Source organism: Rhodococcus sp. SORGH_AS_0301 (assembly GCF_030818285.1).
In the GTDB taxonomy this organism is placed as follows: domain Bacteria; phylum Actinomycetota; class Actinomycetes; order Mycobacteriales; family Mycobacteriaceae; genus Rhodococcoides.
The window spans coordinates 2,689,911-2,711,514 of the sequence record NZ_JAUTAC010000002.1; the positions used below are offsets into that span (position 1 = coordinate 2,689,911).

Here is a 21,604-nt window from a genome sequence, read left to right on the forward strand (position 1 = left end):
CCGCGGCCGGCGTCAGTTCAGCAGGGCATCGGTCAGCTCGACCCGCCGCGCGACGATGTCGTCCGCGAGCTGGGTGACGCGGACCCCGTCTGCGTAGGCGAGGGACCGGAGCCGAACCACGGCCTCGTCGGCGGTGATCCGGAACCGTGCTGCCATCATGCCGGCAGCCACGTGCACGGAGGCGCGGGACAACGGATCGTCCGCGGCGTCGTCCCCCACTCCGGCGACGTCGCGGCGCACCGCGGACGCGAGTTCCCCGGCGCACCGCACGGCACGCGCCGCGGTCACCGGCGACCACGGATGCGCGTCGCGGCGATAGAGCTCGAGCACGCCCACCGTCGGCTCCGTGCCCACCGGAAGCGCGAACACGGCACCCACGTCGAGAGCTCGAACGGCGTCGTCGAACAGCGGCCACGGCGAGCCCTCGTCGGTACCGACCATGCTGATCATCGTCTGTTCACTCCGGAAGGCATCGAGGCACGGCCCGGTTCCCAGCGTGAACTGCAGTTCCTCGATGCGGGTCGCGACGTCGTCGCTGCTGTAGACGAGGTCGCGGATCGCCGCGGTCACGATGACTGCCACCGCGATCCCGTCCACACCCAGCGACGGCGCGTACCGCTCCACCACGGCGCGGGTGGCGTCGAAGGAATCCATGGATTCTGGTGCCCGAGTCGGACATGGATAAACGTACCGCCGAGATCACTCCACGACGACGGTTCGGCCGCCCTCGTTCATCGAGGCGACGAGAGCGTCGGCGACGAGACCTGCACGCAGCCCCGCGTCCGCGTCGGCGAGCTCCGAGACCCGGCCGGCCTCGAGGGAATCGACCCACTCCTGGAGTTGCAGGCGATACGCGTCCGCATAGCGGGGAACCCAGTCGGCCGGGTAGGCCACGGACCGCCGGCGGTCGCGGTCGGTGACCACGTGAGTGGGCAGCACGAGCGCAGACGCTCCGATATCGCCCACCACCTCGCACCTCGTGTCGTATCCGTAGCGGGCGTTGAGAAAGATCTCGACCGTCACCAGAACGTCGGACTCGGTCCGCAACAGCATGATCTGCGGATCCTGGCGCGTTCCGGAGTGCGCGGACGTACGACCCGCGTGCCAACTCACCTCCGTGATCGGCGACGACAGCAACCACGGCACGATGTCGAGTTCGTGGATCGCGGAGTTGGTGATGGTCGACGCGGACGTGCCGCCGGGGTAGGCCTCGACGGTGCGACTCACGCAGTGGGCGACGAGGGGTTCACCCAGTTCACCGGACGACACCACGCGCTTCAGTTCCACGTAGGCCGGATCGAACCGACGCATGAAGCCGACCGTGATCAAGGTGCGTTCGCCCTGCGCGGCGATGATCTCGCGGCACTCCGCCGCCGTGGGCGCGAGCGGCTTCTCGCACAGCACCGGCTTGCCCGCGGCCAGCGCCAGGTGCACCAGTTCGGCGTGGGTCGAATCGTGCGAGGCGATGACGACGGCGTCGACGTCGTCGCGCTCGATCAGCGCCGGGCCGTCCGCCGCGACGGTGGCGCCGCGCAGGGTGGAGGCGACTGCACTCGCCCGTGCTGCGTCGAAGTCGGCGACAGCGGTCACCGCCGCGCCCGACACCCGCCGATCGAGGGACAGGGCATGGTCCGCTCCCATGACGCCGACACCGATGATTCCAACCCGCACAGTCATGATCGAAAGTATTACATCTTAATGTCCTGACAAATGTGCTTTCGTCTGATTGGCTCTGCCGCATGACGCAGAGCGCCTCCCTCCCCCTGTCACGAGTTCCCGATCCCCGTGACGCGCCCGTGCTCCGGTGGGCAGTCCTCGGGCCGGGCTGGATCGCGCACCGGTTCGTCGAGTCACTGCACCGGCACACGACCCAGACCGTCGTCGCGGTGGGATCCCGCTCACCGGAGCGCGCACGCGCCTTCGCCGACGAGCACGGCGTCGACCGCGCGCACGGCACCTACGAGGCCGTCTTCGCCGACGACGACGTCGACATCGTGTACATCGCCACGCCGCACACCGAGCACCTCGCGAACGCCCTCGACGCCATCGCCGCGGGCAAGCACGTGCTCGTCGAGAAGCCGCTCGCCGTCGACGCGGCCGGCGCGGCCCGTATCGCGGAGGCCGCACGGTCGGCAGGAGTGTTCGCGGGAGAAGCGATGTGGACGAAATTCCTGCCGAAGTTCGACGTGATAGAGCAGGTGCTCCGCAGCGGCGTCCTCGGACCGATCCACACGGTGCTCGCGGATCACGGCGAGTTCTTCACCACCGATCACCGCATCTACGATCCGGCGCTGGCCGGTGGCCCGCTCCTGGATCTGGGAACGTACGTCGCGTCCTTCGCCTACTCGGTTCTCGGTGCACCGGAGACGGTGGATGCCCGGAGTCGACCTGCCGACGACGAGATCGACGGTCAGATCTCGGCCCTTCTCACCGGCGAGTCCGGACATGCGGTGCTCAACACCACGATCCTGACGAACACGCCGACGACGGCGGTCGTGTGCGGCCGGGACGGCACGCTCACCATCGCCGGGCCCTTCTTCATGCCGGGGCCGTTCACCGTCGCACTCCGCGACGGCATCACCCTCGCCTACGACGAGACCCCCGGCCTCCAGGTCGACGGACTGCATCTCGCCGCGGTGGAGGCTGCGAGGAGGATTTCCGTCGGCGAGGTCGAGTCCGCCGTCCATCCCCTCGCCGACGCGGTCGCGACCCTGGAGATCATCGACCGGATCCGCGACCGGATCAGCTGATCAGATCGGCGTAGACCACGATGTTGTCGTCGTAACTGGCTGCGTCGCTGTCGAATCGACCGCCACACGTGATCAGCCGGAGTCCCGGGTGGTCGATGTCGCCGTACACCGTGGTCGTCGGGAACTCGGCCTTCGGGTACTGATCGACCTCCGTGACCCGGAAGCGCGACGTGGTGCCGTCCTGCAGAGTGACGATCACGTCGTCGTCCGGGACGAGGTCACCGAGCCGGGAGAACACACCCGGCGCACCGTCCCAGTCCACGTGACCGGCGATCACGGACGGCCCCATCGCGCCGGGAATCGGTGAACCCGTGTACCACCCGGCCGGAAACGCGCCGGGTGGTACCTCCATCGTCCCGTCCTGCTGCAGACCCAGGCCCATGAGGTCGGAACTCACGGAGATCGCGGGAACGTCGATGCGGACCGGCGGCGACGAGAGGGCCACGGCATCAGGGACACCGGTGGTGCCCTCGTCGACCACGCCGACGTCCGCCGACTCGGTCGCGGCCGGCGCCGGCGGGGCGGTGCCGGCAGCAGTGGAGCATCCGGAGATCAGCGCCAGCGCGAGCAGCACCGCAGCGCACAGTGAGCGCGCCGCGGTGGTGACGGAACGTGATGCCATGTCAGCTCTTTCGACGACGCAGCACCAGGGCCGACCCGATGATCGCCGCGGCCGCGAGGCCGATCGACACGGGTTGCCGATGGTCGGCCGACCGGACGGTGCTGCCGTCACCCGTGTCGACGCCACCACCCGGGACCTGAGTGATCTGGCTGCCCGGCGAGTACCGGCCCGGCGCGTCCGGACCCGTGGGGACACCGGGGGTTCCGGGCGTGTTCGGATTTCCCGGCGTGTTCGGGGTTCCGGGCGTGTTCGGGGTTCCGGGCGTGTTCGGGGTTCCCGGCGTGTTCGGGGTTCCCGGCGTACCGGGAGTGTCCGAGGTGGGCGGGACCGCCGGTGCGGTGGGCACCGACGAGGTGGGCGGTGTACCCGGCAACCCCGGAAGACCCGGGATGGTGATCACGGGCGGGACACCGGGGATCGACGGCAGTCCCGGGATCGACGGGATCGGAATCACGATGGGAGGCACCACGACTCCCCCGTCGCCGACCGGGGTGGTGGTCGTCCGCGGGGAGCAGTCGTTCGCCGTGATCACGTTGTCGTCCAGGGTGACCGCGCCGTTGCGCGCCAACACACGTCCGGAGACGGTCGCACCGTTCTGGACGCTGATCGAGGTGAGCGCCAGTACCGTTCCGACGAACGTCGTGGAGGTACCGATGGTCGCCGAGCTGCCCACCTGCCAGAAGACGTTGCAGGGATTCACGTTGATCAGTGCCACTCTGCTGCCGGACCCCGTGATCAATGTGGACGGTGCCTGAAAGACGAAGACGGCGTCGGAATCCGATCCACCGTCCAACGTGACGGTGCCGTTCAGGGCCAGTGCGCTGGAAGCCTTGTAGACCCCCGGGGCGAGGGTGCTGCCGGTGATGTCGGCAGCGACGTTCGCCGAGATCGGCTCCGCACTAGCCTGATCGTATGCCGTGGTGAGGTCCGACTGCGCCTGCAGCGCAACCGCGTCGGCGGCATGGATCGTGCCGTTGTTCACGAGACCGGGCGAGAACCCCGTGACGGCCGCGGTCGGACTGGTTCCGAGGTCACCCGAGATGACCGACGGGCCGGTGTTGGTCACGCCCGCACCGGCCAGGACCGCGTAACTGGCAGCGGTGCCGAGTCCCACCGGAGTGGCGGCGTCGGCGGTGCTCGCGCCGACGATCATCAGAGCCGCCGTGGCGACGGCGACGGTACCCAGTGCGGGGAGGCGGCCTCGCTTCGCGGCGTCGAAGGGAGAGCGGTCGAGGTGTGTCCTGATCATGCGGTTCCTTGCGCGATGTGGTGAATGTGCCGCATCCGAGATGCAGCACATGTGGTGCGCAGACTCTGTCCCCGACGACGCAGAGCGGTGCGATGACGCCCCGGCGACGTCGGCGCGTCGATGACCGTCCGAGAAGACGACCACGGCGCCGAGATGTGGCGGGGGCAGGTGTGAGATCGAGCCGACTCCGTCGAATGCGACGTAGATTTACGGCATAAATGAGAGTGAACAGGACGATAACGGTAATGTCAATGCATGCCGGAATTGCGACATTCTGTCGAGTCCGGACAATCACGTGATGGACGACTGACATCTCTGTGCGACAACGATTCTCGGACTCTGATGTCGACATCGATACGATATCGGACATGCATTCACGATATAACGGGTGAATAACTTGGATGTACCGCCCGAGTTCTGTCCGACCGGCCGCATCGACCTCCGATCACCGCAGACGCGAGGTCAACGCGTGTGCGGCCCGCAGCAGCTGTTCGCCGAGAACAGGGCGCCGGACATCGTCGAAACGGCCGGCGACGCCCGTCAGACTCAGCGCCCACGCCGGGGCGTCGCGGCGATCGAACACCGCGGCCCCGAGACCCCAGCTACCTTCCACCAACAACCCGGGATTCACCGAGTATCCCTGCACCAGAACTTGTTCCACCCGTTCGGCGATCTCGCGCGGCGCGTGACGTTCTCCCCAGCCGCCGAGCTCTGCACGGTCGAGGTACTCCACCCGCTCACGTTCGGGCAGGTGCGCGAGGATGACCAACCCGGCGGACGCGACTCCGAGGGGCATGCGCAGGCCGACGTGCAGGACGTGCGAGCGCAGCGGGAAACTGCCCTCCTCGCTCGCGATGCAGACCGTCTCGTCGCCCCGACGTGCCGACAGGAAGGCGCTCTCCCCCGTCGTTCGGGCCAGATCGCGCAGGATGTCTCCCGCGCTCGACGTGATGTCGTACCGCTCCGCTGCCATCGATCCGAGAAGGAAGGTCTCGGGCCCCAGCGCCCACCGGCCCGACTCGTGCCGATCGACGAAGCCCTCCGCCGCCAACGCGGTGACCATCCGGTGCACGGTGGGCCGCGCCAACCCGGCGGTCCTGGCGATGTCGGTGGTCGACGCGCCGTCCGGCTCGTGATCACCGACGGCACGCATCACGGCCGCGACTCGCGCGATGACCGACCTCGCTGCCTCCGCCATCACCACAGTCTAGGGCTCGCGGGGTGTCCACTCAGTGAACACCGTGCCGCCGATCGTTCCACGAGTCGAGCAGTTCGCCGTCCGGACCCCGTATCGCCTGCGAAGACGCCGTGGTCCTGATCGAATGCAGAGAGTGCGCACGTCCACTCACCGGACCGTACATCTGATCAGTACTCGATCTCAGGAGGAACTCGTGGCCACCGAAGTCCTGTCCACCCCCGCCGACGCGATACGCGGCGTCACGGACGGCGCCACCCTGGCCGTCGGCGGCTTCGGGCTCTGCGGCATCCCGGACGCACTGATCGACGCCCTCGCCGCCACCGACGTCACCGATCTGGAGGTCTTCTCCAACAACTGCGGAGTGGACGACCATGGCCTCGGCATCCTGCTCGCAGCGCACCGAATCCGTCGCGTCACCGCGTCCTACGTCGGCGAGAACAAGGAATTCGCCCGGCAGTACCTGTCCGGCGAGCTCGAGGTCGAGCTCACTCCCCAGGGCACTCTCGCCGAACGACTACGCGCCGGGGGCGCGGGCATCCCGGCGTTCTTCACCCCGGCCGGTGTCGGCAGCCCCATCGCCGACGGCGGGCTCCCGTGGCGCTACGCCGCCGACGGATCCGTCGCACTCGCATCCCCCCCGAAGGAGACCCGCGTCTTCGGCGACAAGCGGTACGTCCTCGAGGAGGGCATCCGCGCCGACTTCGCGCTCGTGCACGCGCACCTGGGTGACACCGACGGAAACCTCGTCTTCGACAAGGCAGCCATGAACTTCAACCCGCTCGCCGCCATGGCCGGCCGCATCACCGTCGCTCAGGTCGAGCATCTCGTGCAACCGGGCGAGATCGACCCGGCGCACGTGCACCTGCCCGGCGTGTTCGTCCAGCGCATCGTGGAGACCGGCCCACAGACACCCCGCATCGAGAAGCGCACCACCCGACCCGCAGGAGACGCACGATGAGCACCGACACCGGATGGACCCGCGAGAACATGGCTCGGCGCGCGGCGGCCGAACTGCGCGACGGTGATTACGTGAACCTCGGCATCGGGCTGCCCACACTGATTCCCGGCTTCCTCGATCCCGCGATCCGCGTCACGCTGCACTCCGAGAACGGCATCCTCGGTACCGGCCCCTACCCCACCGAGGACGAGGTCGACGCGAATCTCATCAACGCCGGCAAGGAAACCGTCACCACCCTGCCCGGCGCGGCGTTCTTCGACTCCGCGCTGTCCTTCGGCATGATCCGCGGCAGCCACATCGACACCGCCGTCCTCGGCGGCATGCAGGTCTCGGCGACCGGCGACCTCGCCAACTGGATGGTCCCGGGAAAGATGGTCAAGGGCATGGGCGGCGCCATGGACCTCGTCCACGGCGCCGCGCGCGTCATCGTCGTCATGGAGCACACCGATCGGGACGGCAACCCCAAGATCGTCGACGCGTGCACGCTCCCCCTCACCGGTCAGGCCGTCGTCGACCGTGTCATCACCGACTACGCCGTCATCGACGTCGTCGGCGACGGCTCCCTGGTCCTGCGGGAGACCGCGCCCGGTGTCACGGCGGCGCAGGTACACGACGCCACCGGCGCCACCCTCACCGACGCCGACGACCTCGTCACGCACTGACCGGCGGCGGGCCGTTCTCACGGCGTGAGGATGGCCCGCCCTCGCACCGTGCCCGCATCCAGATCGTCGATGGCGCTCTGGAAGTCGTCGAGTGCGTACTTCGCGGTGTGCAGAACGACGGACCCGCGTGCCGCGAGAGCCATGAGGTCGCACAGGTCGTTGTAGGACCCGACCAGGTTGCCGATGACGTTGATCTCCGACGACACGATGTCGATGGTCGGCACGTCGATGTTCTCGCCGTATCCGACGACGTGGTAATTGCCCGCCTGCCGCAACATCGCGATGCCCTCCGCCGTCGCGCCGCCTTCACCGACGAAATCGATGACCGCTTCGCCGCCCTGCCCGCCGGTGAGCTCGAGCACCTGCTCGATGTGGGTGCCGTCGGCGACGACGCCGTGATCCGCCCCGATGGACAGGGCCAGCTTCACCGCGTCGGCGTTACGGTCGACGACCACGATCTCGGCCGCGGTCAGCGCCTTCAGCACCTGAATCCCGATGTGCCCCAGCCCACCTGCGCCGATCACCACGACGCGGTCGCGGGGAGTCAGATGCCGGGAAGCCTTCGCCGCGGCGTGATAGGCCGTCAGTCCGGCATCGGCGAGGGCAGCCACGTCCGCCGGCTCCAGCGAATCGTCCAGCTTCACCACACTGCGTGCCGACGTCTTCAGGTACTCCGCGTAGCCACCGTTCGTGTCGATGCCGGGGAACTGGTTGATCTCGCAGTGCACGTCGTCGCCGGATCGGCAGGCGCGGCAGAGCCCGCACGTGATGAGCGGGTGGACGATGACCTTGTCACCCTCCTGCACGTTCGTCACGGCGGAACCGACGGCGTGGACCCAGCCGGCGTTCTCGTGACCGATCGTGTACGGCAGGGTCACGTTCGACTTCTCGGCCCACTGCCCCTCGAGGATGTGCAGATCGGTACGGCACACCCCCGCTCCACCGATCCGGACGACCACGTCGAACGGCCCCGTGGGAGTGGGAACGGGCACCTCGGTCATTCGGAGTTTCTCGTGGTACCCCACGACCTGGACTGCGCGCATGGTGCTCATGATGTGTCTCCTCGGCTTCTCGGGAAGGTCAGGCGTCGACCGTCGTGCGGTCCGGGTCGTCGTAGCGGGTACGGAGCAGTCCCCGGCAGAAGTGGGCGTTGCCGTCGATCGAGATGCGGGTCGATCGAGCCCGACGCAGTGCGAGCGGCACGTCGAGCTGCGTGTAGCCGGCTCCGGTGTGATCGACCATGACGATGCTGTCGGGCACGTCGTCCAGGCCGAGGGACCGTCGCCGCGACCGCAGCGCCCTGGTGGTGTCGTCGTCCGGGAGATCGCCCAGCACAACAGTTCCCACGTCCTCCATGCGCCGGGACGGATCCCGCTTCAGCAGCGCGGTCAGGCACCGCTCCATCGCCGCGACGTGAGCCTTGCGCTGGAACGTCGTCCGGAGCTCCTCCAGATCGTTCTCCGCCTCGTGCGCGAAGGTGCCCCGGTACCCCGCGTCCGCGGCGAGTCCCGCGTTGATGATCGGTGAATCGTGGTGGTCGTCGAGTTCCACCGTCACGTTCCGCGTCCAGGGCAGGCCGGTGAGCACGTCCTTCGCGTCGGAGGCCATGAGGTAGGCGAAGTTCGGCGCGCAGAAGGACGTCGGCAAGCGCAGGTGCACCACGACGTCACGGTCCTCGGAGACGGTGAGCGACTGCACGAAGTCGAGGTCGGTGATCGGCTCGTCGAGCTCGGGATCGATCACCACGTCCAGAGCCCGCATCGCCGAGTCGGCACGGGTGGTCATCTCACGCTCCCACGAGAACGTCGTCGGCCGCCCGGTCGGCGCCGCGCGGGCCCGTGGCCGTCTCGTCGGCATCGGCGATCTGTAGCTCCGCCGGAACCGGGATGTCGTACATCTTCGCGGCGTTCAGGCCCAGCACCTTGCGCTTCTGGTCCATCGTGATCTCCGGGTACTCGCTCAGCTCCGCCGGGATCTGGAAGTCGACGAACGACTCGATCAGCCAGCGCGGTGTCCAGAGGGCGTAGTCGGACGAGAACTGGATCCGGTCCTCGCCGAGCCAGTAGAGCAACTCGCCCATGATCTGGCCGAAGTACTTCGGCCGGGAGTGGATGAACGGCATCGCGACGGCGAGCCCGGCATGCACGTTCGGCTCCTGGGTGGCGATCCAGCAGAAGTCCTCGAGCCGCGGGAGACCGCAGTGCTCGACGACGAAGTTCAGATCGGTGAAGTCGGTGGCGACATGATCGACGTCCGCCACGTCGAAGGCATCGCGATCGAGCGGCCTGATGGTCGGTCCCTTGTGGACGTGGATGTTGGTGATCCCGAGCTCGCGGCAGACCTCGAGGTAACGCCGGGTCCAGTCGTCGTCGAGCTTGTAGCCGCGAGAGTCTCCGTGCCACTCCGCCGTGTAGAGCTTGACGCCCTTCAGTCCGAACCGTTCGGCATCGGCGCGGAGCTGATCGAGCCCACGCTCGCCGTTGCGCGGATCGAAGTGGTGGTTGTAGGTGAGCTTGTCGGGATTCTGCGCCGTGAGGGCCCATGCCTCCTCCGTCTGCCCGAACCCGTTCACGTAGAACTCCCCGAGGTGGGCCGGCTGAAAGATCGCATGATCGACGTAACCGTCCTCGAAGAGGTCCTTCATCAGGCGGTCGCCGCCCTGGTAGAGGTACTCGTCGTACGGCCACAGCTCGCTCTCGGGCGACAGGTTGCGGTGGTAGTCGTAGAAGCAGTCGATGAACTGCTTGCCGTGGATGTTGCGTTGGTTCTCGGGCCGCGCGTCCCACAGCGCGACGTGCGCGTCGACGATGAAGAAGCTGTTGTCGCCCTTGGTGTACATCGAGGTCCCTTCGTCGTGTGACTGGCGTCACCTTCACTGGCTCGACGCTAGGGCGCGACGGACGGGAAGCGGGCGTCCCCGGCGTCTCAATCTGAGACGGTCGACCACCCCTCGGGCGCTGTAACCTGGATCACAACCCGACCCGCTTCGACCCACCAGGACGCCCGCGTGCCAGCACAGCTCCCCGAACACCGGACCGGCTCCGGCCGCGAGGTGGACGCGGTCGCCGGTGCGGTACCCCCTCGGCTCCGCGCCTCCTGGCTTCGGAGTCGGCGCTACGGCATCCCGGTCGATCATGTCGAGCCGGTCTTCGCCGGGACGGAACGGCAGGAGTCGCTCTTTCGGCAGTGCGGTGACGAAGTGCTCGCCGACCTGCAGCGGACGCTCACCGCCGAGCCGGTGGGCCTCATGCTCACCGACGCCGACGGCCTCGTTCTGTCCCGCCTGAGCGGGGACCACACGTTGCTCCGCGCGCTCGACGACGTCCACCTCGCGCCCGGTTTCGGCTACTCGGAACGGGAGGTGGGGACCAACGGTCTGGGTCTCGCGCTGGCAGACCTGGCACCCACCCTGGTCCGAGCGGAACAGCACTACTCCCACAGCCTCACCGGCTTCACCTGCGCAGCCGCCCCGGTGCTGGATCCCGCGACGGGTCGTCTGCAGGGTGCCGTCAATCTCACCACCTGGTCCCGGACGTCGAGCGACCTCCTACTCACACTCGCACGGTCGGCCGCGAGCACCATCTCACTGTCGATGTCGTCCCGATCAACCGGTCGACGAGAGCGACCGACGGTGCGTCGCAGCCTCTTCCGTATCGAGCACGGGTCCACCGGCACAGGCGTTCGACTCGGCGCGGAGTGGTCACGACTGGAGGCGGACGCTCACTCCGCGATGGCCGCGGGATCGACCGTCGCGGTGATCGGCCGCCCCGGCTCCGGCCGCTCGTCGCTGGTGACGCACGCTGCGCGGCGCGCCTTCCCGCGCCACCGCATTCTCTCGGCAGCGGCCCCCGCACCCGACGACGTCGACACGTGGCTCGACCTGTGGACGTACGAGGCGGATCGCACCGACACGGTCGTCGTCCTGCGCGACGTCGACACGCTCCCCGACTTCGCCGCGCAGTCACTCGTCGACCTGCTGCGGTCCGCCGAGACCCGGATGCCCTTCGCGGTCACCGCCGAACGACTGCACGACATCCCGGCCGCACTCGCCTCCGCGGTCGCATCGGTCGTGTCGCTGCCCCCACTGTCGGACCGACCGGACGACGTCGTGCCGTTGGCTCACGAGTTCGCGCGCGCGGTGCGCGGACGCGACGTGCACATCACCCCCGCGGCGGAACGCGCTCTGCAGCACCACGACTGGCCGCAGGGCGCGGCGGAGCTCCGCGAACTCGTCACGCGAGTCGCGTCGCGTGCGGACGTCGTCGACGTCGCGATGCTCCCCGCCGAACTGCTGGCGGGCCGGACGCGCCGGTTGTCGAGCATCGAGGCGTTCGAGCACGGGGAGATAGTGCGGGTCCTCGCGTCGGGCAAGGTCACGATGAGCCAGGCGGCCCGTCAGCTGGGGATGAGCCGCGCCACGCTCTACCGCAAGACGGCCTACTACAAGATCGATCCGCGGAACCCCGGCTGACGCACGTCGGCCGCGTAGTCTCGTCCCGGACGACTCGATCTCACGGGAGGGGCGCGGACATGGACGACGAACTCACGCGACGTCTGTTCGCACTGCGCGACCTCCCCCACTTCCGTCGGGCCCGCGAACGGGACTCGACGGCGACGACCACGGTCTCCGATTTTCTGACCGGCTCGGTGGACGACGATGCCGCTCTGCTCGTCGTGCTCGAGCAGGGCGCGGCGGCGGCGGTCCGATCACTCGACGGCGTGGCGCACGCCGGCATCACCGCCACGGTGGACGGCCACCCCTTCACCGTGTCCCCCACCGACGCCGTCGTGTTCGCGCTCGACGCCCAGCAGTACGACCTCGACGACGGACCCTGCCTGCGCGCGCTGCGGACACACTCGTCGCTGCACTTCTCCCACGACGAGGTGGCCCGACTCTGGCCGCCCCTGGCCGCCCTCGCGGCGAGGGCCGGCGTGGACCGGGTGCACGCGTGCGCGCTGACCGTCGACGGGGCGGCCGCCGGATCGGTCAACCTGTACGCCGCGGGGCCTCCCCTGTCCTCCGCGCAGGTCGAGGACGAGGACGATCTGGTGTGCGTCCTCGTGGACCACCTCGACACCGCCCTGTGGTCCTACGGCCGCGGGCGCGACCTCGTCGCCGGAGTCCGACGGATCGGTGCGGCCATGGCGGACCGCCGGGTCGTCGGCATCGCGGTCGGCATCCTCATGGTGCGGGACGATCTCGACATGGGCGAGGCCCGAGCACTACTCGAGAAAGCCGCTGCCGCAGTGGAACTGCCACTCGTCGACGTGGCCCGCCGGATCACCGAGGACAGCTGACCGACGATCACGGCGCCGTGAACGCCGCCTCGAAGGCGTCGAGTGCCTCGTCGGGATCGGCGCGTGCCCACCCCTCGAGACCGACCACACCGTCGTACCCCATCTCGCGCAGTGCGGCGGCGACGACCGGGTAGGCAATCTCCCCGGTGCCCGGTTCGCAGCGCCCCGGAACGTCGGCCACCTGGATCTCGCCGATCCAGGGAAGCGAGCGCCGCACCGTCTCGATGAGGTTCCCCTCGCCGATCTGAGCGTGGTACAGGTCCAGATTCAGGCGCAGGGCCGCACTGTCCACCGCGGACACGAGTGCGAGCGTGTCCGCCGCGGTGGCGAACGGTGTACCGGGGTGATCGACCGCGGTGTTGAGGTTCTCGAGGGTGAACACGCGACCGGCACGCTCGCCCAGCTCCGCGACCCGGCGCAGTGTGTCGGCCGCCCGGAGCCACATGTCGGGGGTCACCGTGTGCTCGGGGTGGACCGGCAACCCCTCGGAATCGAGACCTGTGCCGTGCAGATTCAGGCGCGGGCAGTCGAGCCGATCGGCCACGCGCAGCGACTCCGCGGCGGTGCGGAGCAACTCGTCGATGCCGTCCGGGTCGGTGAGGCTTCCGCTCAGGTACCCGGTCATCGAGGAGAACCGGGCACCCGTGGCCCGCAGATCGTCGATGTTCTTCGTCGACCAGTTCCAGATCTCGACCTGCAGGCCGCGGTCCGCGATCCGTCGGACCCGATCGACGAACGGCAGATCGAGGTGGAGCATCTCGGCGCTGGCCGCCAGCGTGTACGTCATCGGACACCGTCCGAGTCGAGATCCGCGACGGTGACCGCGGCGCCGGACCGCACGCTCTCGATCGCGGCGAGCGCGATCGACAGGGCTACCCGTGCGTCGGCTCCACCGACGACCGCGGGCGTCGAGTCGCGGACCGAGGACACGAACGCGGTGAATTCTCCGATGTAGGCCTCGCGCAGCAGATCGGTGTCGCGACGGGCGGTGTCCACGGTGATCCCGCGAGCGTCGTACAGGGTCATGTCGCTCGACGCCGCGGTGCCGGCAGTGATCATGCCGCCGGATCCGAACACCTCTCCGCGGACGTCGTAGCCGTACAGCGCGGAGAAGTTGGCCTCGGCCGTCGCGAGGGCGCCGTTGTCGAACGCGATGGTGACGACGGCGGTGTCGAGGAAGCCGTCGTCCCTGGCCTCGGGCCGGATCAACGCGTCGGCCATGGCGTGCACGCGCACCGGAGCGGCTCCCGGGTTGAGGAAACACAGCGTGTCGAAGTCGTGGATCAGCGTCTCCAGGAAGATGGTCCACGCTGGAACGCGGCTCGGATCTCCACCCCACGGGCCGGGATCACGGGTGAGCGACCGCAGCAGCTGGGGCGTACCGATCCTGCCCTCGTCGACGGCCCGACGTGCCGCCGCGAATCCCGGTGCGAAGCGTCGGTTGAAGCCCACCTGGAGTGTCACTCCCGCGGCCCGTGCGGCGGCGATGGCGCGGTCCGCGTCCTCGAGGGTCACGGCCATCGGCTTCTCGACGAACACGTGCTTCCCGGCCTCCGCGGCCGCGACGACGAGTTCGGTGTGACTCCGCGCGGGGGCGGAGATCACGACCGCGTCGACGTCGTCACGCCGCAGGGTCTCGTGAATGTCGGTGGACGCCGTCGGTGCACCGAGTTCCCCGGCGAGCCTGTCGGCGGCGCCGGGCACCGGATCCGCCACTGCCCGCAGTGCGGCACCCGGTACCCGGCGCGCGACGATCTCGGCGTGGTTGGCGCCGATCCTACCCGCACCGAGCACCGCGATGCCCACCACCTCCGAACGATCGACTGCCATGACGCCTTCTACTAGTACGTTCTAGTTTGCCTGTTCGCAGAGGCTAGAACGTACTAGACGCCGGCGTCAACACCCCCGTACGATCGGTGCGTGACCACCAGGAGACGAACCGAGCGTCCCGTTACGATGACCGACGTGGCACGGGCGGCGGGAGTCTCCACCGCCCTGGTGTCCATCGTCTTCCGCGACTCCCCCGGTGCCAGCGACGCGACCCGCGCACGGGTACGCGAGATCGCCGACGAACTGGGATACGTCCGCGATCGACGGGCGAGCAGTCTGCGGCAGTCGCACTCCCGGCTTCTCGGGGTCGTCTTCGAGCTGCAACAACCGTTCCACGGGGATCTGGTCGAACACGTCTATACCGCCGCGGCTCGACGGGGCTACGAGGTGGCTCTCAGCGCCGTCGCACCCAGCAGAGGTGAGACAGCGGCCATCGACTCCCTCCGTCACGATCGCTGCGAGGCAACGATCCTCCTCGGCAGCCGACTGCCGGAGGACGAGCTGGCCGCGCTCGCCCGCACCGTTCCCACCGTCGTCGTCGCTCGCCGTGTCGACACCCCGGACACGGTGACGGTGCGCAGCGACGACGTCGCCGGCATCACGCTGGCGGTACGGCATCTCGAGGAGCTCGGCCATCGTCGCATCGCCTTCGTCGACGGCGACGGCGCACCGGGCAGCGAGGACCGATCCGCCGGTTTCCTGGACGCACTGTCCCACATCGACGACGCCCGAGCCGAGGTGGTGCGGGGCGGCCTCACGGAGGACGACGGAGCGCGAGCAGTCGAGGGACTCCTCGACACCGAGCACCCTCCCACCGCCGTGATCGCCTTCAACGACCGGTGCGCCACAGGCGTTCTCGCCGCACTGGTCGCTCGCGGACTCGCCGTGCCGCGGGACATGTCGGTGATCGGGTACGACGACTCGCGCGTCGCCGGACTGGACCACGTCGCACTCACCACGGTGTCCCAGGACGCCGAGAGCCTGGCCGACGCGGCGGTGGACGCCGCACTCACCCTCACCGTCGACGACAGTGCGCCGAGCGTCGTGCTGACGCCCAGCCTGGTGTCACGGTCGACCACCGGCGCACCGAGGGCTACGTCGTGACGTCCGGGGCGGCACCGGTCACGACGGTCCGCAGATCACGGCACGCGACGCGATAGATCTCCGCCAGGTCGGCGTCCTGATCCCCGTCGTCCACGCGCGCCGCCCACGAGTCGAACGCGACCCGGACGGTCATGATCGCCGTCTCGGCGGTCAGGCGGGAGGGCGATCGCGGAACTCGCGCCGCCAGCGCGTCGGCCAGGCGAGCGATGACCACTTCGTCGAGGGCGATCGCCGCGGACCGTAGGTGCGCATCCGACACGATCAGCCGACGGATGCGCATCACGCGGTCGGACGACGCAGTGTTCGCCGCACTCATGCGCCGGAGGAACCGCTCCACGATGTCCTCGATGCCGGCCAGACCGACACCCGCGAGGTCGGCCTCGGTCACCCACGCCAGGATCTCGCGCTCGAGCCCGGCATCGAAGCCGACGACGGACTGCTCCTTCGTGGGGAAGTGACGGAAGTACGTGCTCTGCGAGATACCCGCGTCGCGAGCGATGTCGCCGACGGTGGTGGACGCGAATCCCTGACGCTCGAAGAGTTCCAGCGCCGCCAGTGAGATCTCGGAACACATGTCGCGACGCCGACGTTCCCGCAGATCGGGCACCGGTGTCGCCGCCACCTCGGTCGAGCCGTCTCCACTCACGACATCACTCCTCTCCGAATGGCCGTCACCCTACATAAACAACCAGTTTGACCGTGACTGTCATGCAGGAAGACACTGTTACCACACCGAACGACAGAGAGGCCCCACGACGATGCAGGTTCAGCAGACAGAGGTGGACGCGCCGCGCGTCACGGACGGGCCTCTGCCACGGAGCAGACGGCTGTTGATCGCGGTGCTCGTGGTGTCGGCATTCGTCATGATCCTCAACGAGACGATCATGAGCGTCGCGCTGCCCACCCTGATGGTCGATCTCGCCATCGACGCCGGCACCGCGCAGTGGCTCACCACCGGCTTCCTCCTGACCATGGCCATCGTCATCCCGACCACGGGCTTCCTCTTCCAGCGCTTCACTCTCCGCCAGGTCTTCTTCGCGGCGATGTCGCTGTTCTCCGTGGGCACCGTTCTCGCCGCGTCGGCGCCCGGCTTCCCGCTGCTGCTCACCGGTCGAGTCGTCCAGGCAGGCGGCACGGCGATCATGCTTCCCCTGCTGATGACGACCGTGCTGCGACTGGTTCCCGCCGATCGGCGCGGCCGCATGATGGGCGTCATCTCCATCGTCATCGCCGTGGCTCCGGCCGTGGGGCCGACCATCTCGGGTGTCATCCTCAGTGCACTCGACTGGCGGTGGATGTTCTGGCTCGTGCTCCCGATCGCGTTGCTGGCCTTCGCGATCGGATCCCGCCTGGTGGAGAACGCCACCGCGGCGAGCACGGTGGCCCCGTTCGACGCCGTCTCGGTGGTGCTGTCCGCGCTGGCGTTCGGCGGCATCGTGTACGGACTCGGCAGCCTGGGTCACGCCGCCGAGGGCACCGCGGTCCCCGTGTGGATCCCGTTGGGTGTCGGCGTCGTCGCACTGGTCGTGTTCGTCCTCCGGCAGATCGCTCGTCAGGACTCGGGCCGGGCCCTGCTCGACCTGCGTCCGCTGCGCACCCCCACGTTCAGCATCGGCCTGGGCATGCTCTCCATCAGCATGATGGCGCTGTTCGGTGCCCTCATCCTGCTGCCGATGTATCTGCAGAACGTCCGCGGGCTGGACACGTTGACCACGGGCCTGATGCTCCTTCCCGGCGGTCTGATCATGGGCGGTCTCGCTCCCGTCGTCGGACGGGTCTTCGACCGGGTCGGCCCCCGCCCACTGGTGGTCCCGGGCGCCGTCGTCGTCAGCGCCGCACTGTGGTCGATGACGATCCTCACGGCCGACACCGCCCTCCCCGTGGTCGTCGCGATCCACTCGCTGCTCAGCGTCGGACTCGCTCTGATCATGACTCCGCTGATGACCTCCTCACTGGGTTCGGTTCCGCCGCAGTTGTACTCGCACGGCAGCGCGATCTTCAACACCGTGCAGCAGTTGGCGGGAGCGGCCGGCACCGCGCTGTTCGTGACCGTGATGTCCACCGCTGCGGCCTCCCGACTGGCCGGTGGCGTGGGCGACGTGGCGGCGCAGCAGTCGGGGATCCACACCGCGTTCCTGTGCGGCGGTGCCGTGTCCCTGCTGGCAGTGGGCGCCTCGTTCTTCATCCGTACGCCTGCGGCCGACCGGGGGTGACCTGGTCGTTGCCGGAAGGTTGTCGCCCCGTCGTGGTGCAATGGTGCCGTGAACTCCTCTGACTCCTTGCCGCTCGCGGTCGTGATCGGTAACGCCGTCCGCTCGTTGAGCGCGGCGGGCACCGACGACGACCATGCTGCGGAGTTGATGCACCGGCTGGTCGACGCCGCCTGCGCGTGCATCCCCGACACGGACATGTGCGGAGTCACCGTCGAGCTGAACGGCGCACCCTTCGCGGCCGCGACGTCGTCGGCCACCGTCTCCGCCATCGACCTCGAGCAGTACGACTCGGACAGCGGTCCGTGCCTGCACGCCGCTCGCGAGGGCGAGACGGTGCTGGTCGACTGCGAGGCGGGAGACGCCCGGTGGCCGGAATTCGGCACCACTGCGCGCGCCGCGGGGATCGCCGCGATGATGTGCACCCCGGTGCGGGTGGGTGACCGCACCATCGGTTCGCTCACCCTCTTCGCCCACACCCCGCACTCGTTCGACGACCTGGACCGTCAGGTTCTCAGCACGCTGGTCGGCGCCGTCTCGGACGCGCTGGAGCGCGATGACCAGCACCGCGACCTCTCGACCACCGTCGACGGCCTCCGCGATGCCATGGCCCACCGCGCACCCATCGAGCAGGCCAAGGGCATCCTCATGGCCCTGCGCGGCATCGACGACGCCGCGGCGTTCGAGGTGCTCTCGACCGAGTCGCAGCGCACCAACCGCCGACTGCGGGACATCGCCCGCGAATTCGTGTCGTCGGTGACGGACGTCGCGCCGGCCGAGATGACCGGCGCACGCCCCACCTGACGCACGGGGTGCGGTCAGCCGGAGCCGGAGGGCGTGGTCAGCCGAGCACGAACCTCTGCACGACAAGTCCTGCCAGCACGAGATACCAGAGGACGAGGGGGACGGCGTGGTACCGCGTCAGCAGGTCTCTCGTCCGGCCCGGTCCCGCCAGAGCCGACACGTTCACCACCGTCACGTACCAGAAGACGGGCACCGTGACGGCCCACACCACCATGCAGTACGGGCAGAGCGCACCGATCTCGTACAGGCTCTGCACGATGAGCCAGTGCACGAAGGCGACGGCCGCGGTGACCCCCACCTGCAGCCCTGCCCAGAACCACCGATCGAGACGCGTGCGCATCAGCAGGGCGACGCCCACCATGGCGACGATGGCGAAGCCGCCCACCCCCATGAAGGAGTTGGGGAATCCGAGGACGGCCGCCTGGCGTGATGCCATGACCGAGCCGCAGTTGACCACGGCGTTGAGGTTGCACGTCGGCGCGTACGACGGGTCCGCCGTCAGTCGTATCTTCTCGTAGGTCAGCACACAGGCGGCCGCGAATCCGACGACCCCGCCGATCAGCAGGACCCACGGCAGCACGCGCGCCGGGGTTCCGCGAGACGGACGGTCCACGTCGACGTCGTCGTCGGACAGCGAGGACATCGTCATCGGTGGGATCCCGTCGGAGAGTCGGAGAGTGGTCGAGTCCCCGAGTGTAAACAGCCTCCCTGAGAGATCGGCTCCGGCGAGTCAGTTGACCTCGCGGTCCATCCCGTCCCAGTAGGGCGTGCGTAACTTGAACTTCTGCAGCTTGCCGGTGGCCGTGCGCGCCAGCTCGTCCCGGAACTCCACGGTGGTCGGCGCCTTGTACCCGGCCAGTCGCTGCTTGCACCACGCGATGAGGTCGACCTCCGTCTCCGGGCCGGCGTCCACGTCCGGCGCGAGCACCACCAAGGCCTTGATCGTCTCGCCCCACTTCTCGCTCGGCACCCCGATGACGGCGACCTCGCTCACCGAGGGATGGGAGAAGAGGCAGTCCTCGACCTCGATGGACGAGACGTTCTCGCCGCCGGTGATGATCACGTCCTTCTTGCGGTCGGCGATGGTGAGATAGCCGTCGTCGCCGATGAGGCCGCCGTCACCGGTGTGGAACCAGCCGCCGTCCAGCGTTCTGGCGCTCTCCTCGGGCCGCCCCCAGTAGCCCTCCATGACGACGTTGGATCTCGCCAACACCTCGCCGGTCGGGTCGACGTCGAGTCGGACACCCAGTGCGGGGGCGCCGGCCCGAGTGAGCTTCGCGGCACGCTCCTCGGGTTCCAGATCGTCCCACTCCTGGCGAGTGCGGTTGACGGTCAGCAGAGGGGACGTCTCGGTGAGCCCGTAGATCTGGATGAACTCCCACCCCAGTTCACGCTCCACGCGCGCAACGGTCTTCGTCGGTGGCGGCGCACCGGCCATGATGATGCGCACCCGATCCCGGCCGGGGATCTCGCCCTCCCACGACTGCGCGGCATCGAGCACGGCTGCCGCGACGGCGGGGGCCGCACACATCACCGTCACGCCGTGATCGCGCACGCGGCGTAGGATCTCGGCGCCGTCGACCTTGCGCAGGACGATGTGCTGCGCACCGACTCCCGTCATCGCGAACGGCTGTCCCCAGCCGTTCGCGTGGAACATGGGCAGGGTGTGGAGGTAGACGTCGCGATCGCTGACGCCGACGTGCATGCCGAAGGTGACCGCGTTGACCCAGATGTTGCGGTGCGTGATCTGGACACCCTTGGGGCGAGCCGTGGTCCCCGACGTGTAGTTGATGGCAGCGGTCGCGTTCTCGTCCGGATCCCACGGTGCCGGAGTGGATCCCGGCGGAGCGTACAGATTCTCGTCGTCACCGAGAACGACGACGTGTTCGCACTCGACGTCGCCGAGCGAGTCCTTCAGCTCCGGATCGATGTAGAGCACGCGCGCACCGGAGTCCTCGACGATGTACCGCACCTCGTCCGGCCGGAGTCGAAAATTGACGGGAACGATGACGCGGCCCCAGCCACTGATTCCGTAGAACGACGTGAGCAGACGGCCCGCGTTGTGGCTGACGATCGCCACTCGATCGCCATGCTCGATACTCAGATCGTCGAGTTTCGCGGCCTGCCGCCGGGCGAGGTCCGCCATCTCGGCATAGGTCGGCGATCCGAGGCTCGGAGCGGGCTGATCGGGCTCGTCGACGAACCCGACCCGGTCTCCGTACACGGCGGCGGCGCGGTCGAGGAAGTCGGTGACACTGAACGGGACGAACATTCGACCGACACTAACAAGGCTCCGCGCCGTGCGGCGCAGTTCACCGAGAGGCGGTGCTCAGCAGGTCGGCCATCATGCCGACGAGCCACTCCTCGACGACGTCGAGCGGCCGCGTGCTCCGTTGCGCCTTGCACATGAGGAGGGCGCCCTCGATGGCCGACAGGGCAAGGGTCGCACCGCGTTCCGCGTCGTCACGAGCGACACCGCGCTCGCACAGAGAGTCCGCGATGATCTTCTCCCACGACGTGAAGGCCGCACCTGCCGCGTCACGGGCACCCGGGGTGTTGGGCCCCTCGACGGCCGCCGCACCGACGGGACACCCCGCGACGTGATCCGTCGCGACGAGTTGGTCACGGAACGACCCGACGATGGAGGCCATGGTGTGCTCGGGTCCCCGCGACGCGAGACCCGCCGAGATCATCGATCCCATGAAGTCACCCGCGCCCCGTGTCGCTTCCTCGACGAGCTGCGGGCGCCCTCCGGGAAAGTGGTGGTAGATCGACCCGCGCGGCGCATGGGCATGCTCGATGACGTCGGCCACCGAGGTGGCCTCGACACCCTTCTCCCGGAACAGCAGCGCCGCGCTGCGCAACATGTCGGTACGGGCGGTGCTCTGCCTGGGCATGGGATTCCTCTCGTTCTATGCA

At 68.7% G+C, this 21,604-nt stretch carries 22 protein-coding genes; 8 read left to right on the forward strand and 14 right to left on the reverse strand.

Annotation, left to right across the window (positions count from 1 at the left end; translation table 11 throughout):
• Nucleotides 1-12: 12 nt before the first annotated feature.
• Both QE397_RS13190 and QE397_RS13195 read right to left on the reverse strand, forming a co-directional pair.
• Nucleotides 13-654, reverse strand: a complete 642-nt coding sequence (locus tag QE397_RS13190; RefSeq protein WP_307095223.1) for an ANTAR domain-containing protein — start codon at nucleotides 652-654, stop codon at nucleotides 13-15.
• A 45-nt stretch (nucleotides 655-699) separates the two neighbouring features.
• Nucleotides 700-1,677, reverse strand: coding sequence for a Gfo/Idh/MocA family oxidoreductase (locus tag QE397_RS13195; protein ID WP_056447194.1), 978 nt, complete (start codon nucleotides 1,675-1,677; stop codon nucleotides 700-702).
• 62 nt (nucleotides 1,678-1,739) lie between these two features.
• Here QE397_RS13195 and QE397_RS13200 point away from each other — a divergent pair, with 62 nt between their 5' ends.
• Complete coding sequence (locus QE397_RS13200; RefSeq protein WP_307095226.1) at nucleotides 1,740-2,750, forward strand: Gfo/Idh/MocA family protein; 1,011 nt, start codon at nucleotides 1,740-1,742, stop codon at nucleotides 2,748-2,750.
• Here the strand turns inward: QE397_RS13200 and QE397_RS13205 are convergent.
• The 3 genes from QE397_RS13205 to QE397_RS13215 all read right to left on the reverse strand — a co-directional run bounded on the left by QE397_RS13205 (nucleotide 2,743) and on the right by QE397_RS13215 (nucleotide 5,819).
• The gene (locus QE397_RS13205; RefSeq protein WP_307095228.1) at nucleotides 2,743-3,372 is read right to left on the reverse strand and encodes a class F sortase; all 630 of its coding nucleotides are present in this window, start codon (nucleotides 3,370-3,372) and stop codon (nucleotides 2,743-2,745) included. The two genes, QE397_RS13200 and QE397_RS13205, sit on opposite strands and share 8 nt — an antisense overlap.
• Before the next feature lies 1 nt (nucleotide 3,373).
• Entirely contained in the window at nucleotides 3,374-4,621 is a 1,248-nt protein-coding gene (locus QE397_RS13210) for an ice-binding family protein (RefSeq protein WP_307095229.1), read from the reverse strand.
• A 445-nt stretch (nucleotides 4,622-5,066) separates the two neighbouring features.
• On the reverse strand, nucleotides 5,067-5,819 hold the full coding sequence (locus tag QE397_RS13215; RefSeq protein ID WP_222650193.1) for an IclR family transcriptional regulator: 753 nt from the start codon (nucleotides 5,817-5,819) through the stop codon (nucleotides 5,067-5,069).
• Nucleotides 5,820-6,012: 193 nt separating this feature from the next.
• On the opposite strand from QE397_RS13215, the gene QE397_RS13220 reads away from it, so the two are divergent.
• Nucleotides 6,013-6,777: a CoA transferase subunit A gene (locus QE397_RS13220; protein WP_056447180.1), complete on the forward strand. Its 765-nt coding sequence runs from the start codon at nucleotides 6,013-6,015 to the stop codon at nucleotides 6,775-6,777.
• Nucleotides 6,774-7,439 (forward strand): 3-oxoacid CoA-transferase subunit B, encoded by a 666-nt coding sequence (locus QE397_RS13225; RefSeq protein WP_307095234.1) that lies wholly within the window; start codon nucleotides 6,774-6,776, stop codon nucleotides 7,437-7,439. The genes QE397_RS13220 and QE397_RS13225 overlap by 4 nt, the downstream gene beginning before the upstream one ends.
• 17 nt (nucleotides 7,440-7,456) lie before the next feature.
• On the opposite strand, the gene QE397_RS13230 is transcribed toward QE397_RS13225, so the two are convergent.
• From QE397_RS13230 to QE397_RS13240, 3 genes are read right to left on the reverse strand one after another with little or no spacing between them, the layout of a single operon-like run.
• The gene (locus QE397_RS13230) at nucleotides 7,457-8,482 is read right to left on the reverse strand and encodes an NAD(P)-dependent alcohol dehydrogenase (protein WP_204870263.1); all 1,026 of its coding nucleotides are present in this window, start codon (nucleotides 8,480-8,482) and stop codon (nucleotides 7,457-7,459) included.
• Nucleotides 8,483-8,519: 37 nt separating this feature from the next.
• Nucleotides 8,520-9,224 carry an iron-sulfur cluster assembly protein gene (locus tag QE397_RS13235; protein ID WP_307095236.1) on the reverse strand — a complete coding sequence of 235 codons (705 nt, stop codon included), beginning with the start codon at nucleotides 9,222-9,224 and terminating at the stop codon, nucleotides 8,520-8,522.
• A 1-nt stretch (nucleotide 9,225) separates the two neighbouring features.
• Nucleotides 9,226-10,278, reverse strand: a complete 1,053-nt coding sequence (locus tag QE397_RS13240; protein WP_056447174.1) for an amidohydrolase family protein — start codon at nucleotides 10,276-10,278, stop codon at nucleotides 9,226-9,228.
• A 168-nt stretch (nucleotides 10,279-10,446) separates the two neighbouring features.
• Between QE397_RS13240 and QE397_RS13245 the strand changes: the two genes are divergently transcribed.
• Nucleotides 10,447-11,910 carry a helix-turn-helix domain-containing protein gene (locus tag QE397_RS13245; protein WP_307095238.1) on the forward strand — a complete coding sequence of 488 codons (1,464 nt, stop codon included), beginning with the start codon at nucleotides 10,447-10,449 and terminating at the stop codon, nucleotides 11,908-11,910.
• A 59-nt stretch (nucleotides 11,911-11,969) separates the two neighbouring features.
• A complete protein-coding gene (locus QE397_RS13250; RefSeq protein ID WP_307095239.1) occupies nucleotides 11,970-12,737 on the forward strand; it encodes an ANTAR domain-containing protein in 768 nt (255 codons plus the stop codon).
• A gap of 7 nt (nucleotides 12,738-12,744) precedes the next feature.
• On the opposite strand, the gene QE397_RS13255 is transcribed toward QE397_RS13250, so the two are convergent.
• Together QE397_RS13255 and QE397_RS13260 are read right to left on the reverse strand one after the other, a co-directional pair.
• Nucleotides 12,745-13,524, reverse strand: a complete 780-nt coding sequence (locus tag QE397_RS13255) for a TIM barrel protein (protein ID WP_027504036.1) — start codon at nucleotides 13,522-13,524, stop codon at nucleotides 12,745-12,747.
• A complete protein-coding gene (locus tag QE397_RS13260; RefSeq protein ID WP_222638271.1) occupies nucleotides 13,521-14,567 on the reverse strand; it encodes a Gfo/Idh/MocA family oxidoreductase in 1,047 nt (348 codons plus the stop codon). The genes QE397_RS13255 and QE397_RS13260 overlap by 4 nt, the downstream gene beginning before the upstream one ends.
• Nucleotides 14,568-14,693: 126 nt before the next feature.
• On the opposite strand from QE397_RS13260, the gene QE397_RS13265 reads away from it, so the two are divergent.
• On the forward strand, nucleotides 14,694-15,671 hold the full coding sequence (locus tag QE397_RS13265; RefSeq protein ID WP_307095242.1) for a LacI family DNA-binding transcriptional regulator: 978 nt from the start codon (nucleotides 14,694-14,696) through the stop codon (nucleotides 15,669-15,671).
• Here QE397_RS13265 and QE397_RS13270 read toward each other — a convergent pair.
• Nucleotides 15,661-16,317 (reverse strand): TetR/AcrR family transcriptional regulator, encoded by a 657-nt coding sequence (locus QE397_RS13270; RefSeq protein ID WP_235578814.1) that lies wholly within the window; start codon nucleotides 16,315-16,317, stop codon nucleotides 15,661-15,663. The two genes, QE397_RS13265 and QE397_RS13270, sit on opposite strands and share 11 nt — an antisense overlap.
• Before the next feature lie 112 nt (nucleotides 16,318-16,429).
• Here QE397_RS13270 and QE397_RS13275 point away from each other — a divergent pair, with 112 nt between their 5' ends.
• Together QE397_RS13275 and QE397_RS13280 are read left to right on the forward strand one after the other, a co-directional pair.
• Nucleotides 16,430-17,884 (forward strand): MDR family MFS transporter, encoded by a 1,455-nt coding sequence (locus QE397_RS13275; RefSeq protein WP_307095244.1) that lies wholly within the window; start codon nucleotides 16,430-16,432, stop codon nucleotides 17,882-17,884.
• Between the two features lie 48 nt (nucleotides 17,885-17,932).
• Nucleotides 17,933-18,685 (forward strand): GAF and ANTAR domain-containing protein, encoded by a 753-nt coding sequence (locus QE397_RS13280; protein WP_222638273.1) that lies wholly within the window; start codon nucleotides 17,933-17,935, stop codon nucleotides 18,683-18,685.
• A 37-nt stretch (nucleotides 18,686-18,722) separates the two neighbouring features.
• Here the strand turns inward: QE397_RS13280 and QE397_RS13285 are convergent, their stop codons facing one another.
• The 3 genes from QE397_RS13285 to QE397_RS13295 all read right to left on the reverse strand — a co-directional run bounded on the left by QE397_RS13285 (nucleotide 18,723) and on the right by QE397_RS13295 (nucleotide 21,582).
• A complete protein-coding gene (locus tag QE397_RS13285; protein WP_082544607.1) occupies nucleotides 18,723-19,334 on the reverse strand; it encodes a vitamin K epoxide reductase family protein in 612 nt (203 codons plus the stop codon).
• Nucleotides 19,335-19,415: 81 nt separating this feature from the next.
• Nucleotides 19,416-20,957 (reverse strand): AMP-binding protein, encoded by a 1,542-nt coding sequence (locus tag QE397_RS13290; RefSeq protein WP_307095246.1) that lies wholly within the window; start codon nucleotides 20,955-20,957, stop codon nucleotides 19,416-19,418.
• A 40-nt stretch (nucleotides 20,958-20,997) separates the two neighbouring features.
• On the reverse strand, nucleotides 20,998-21,582 hold the full coding sequence (locus QE397_RS13295) for a TetR/AcrR family transcriptional regulator (protein ID WP_307095248.1): 585 nt from the start codon (nucleotides 21,580-21,582) through the stop codon (nucleotides 20,998-21,000).
• Nucleotides 21,583-21,604 lie beyond the last annotated feature (22 nt).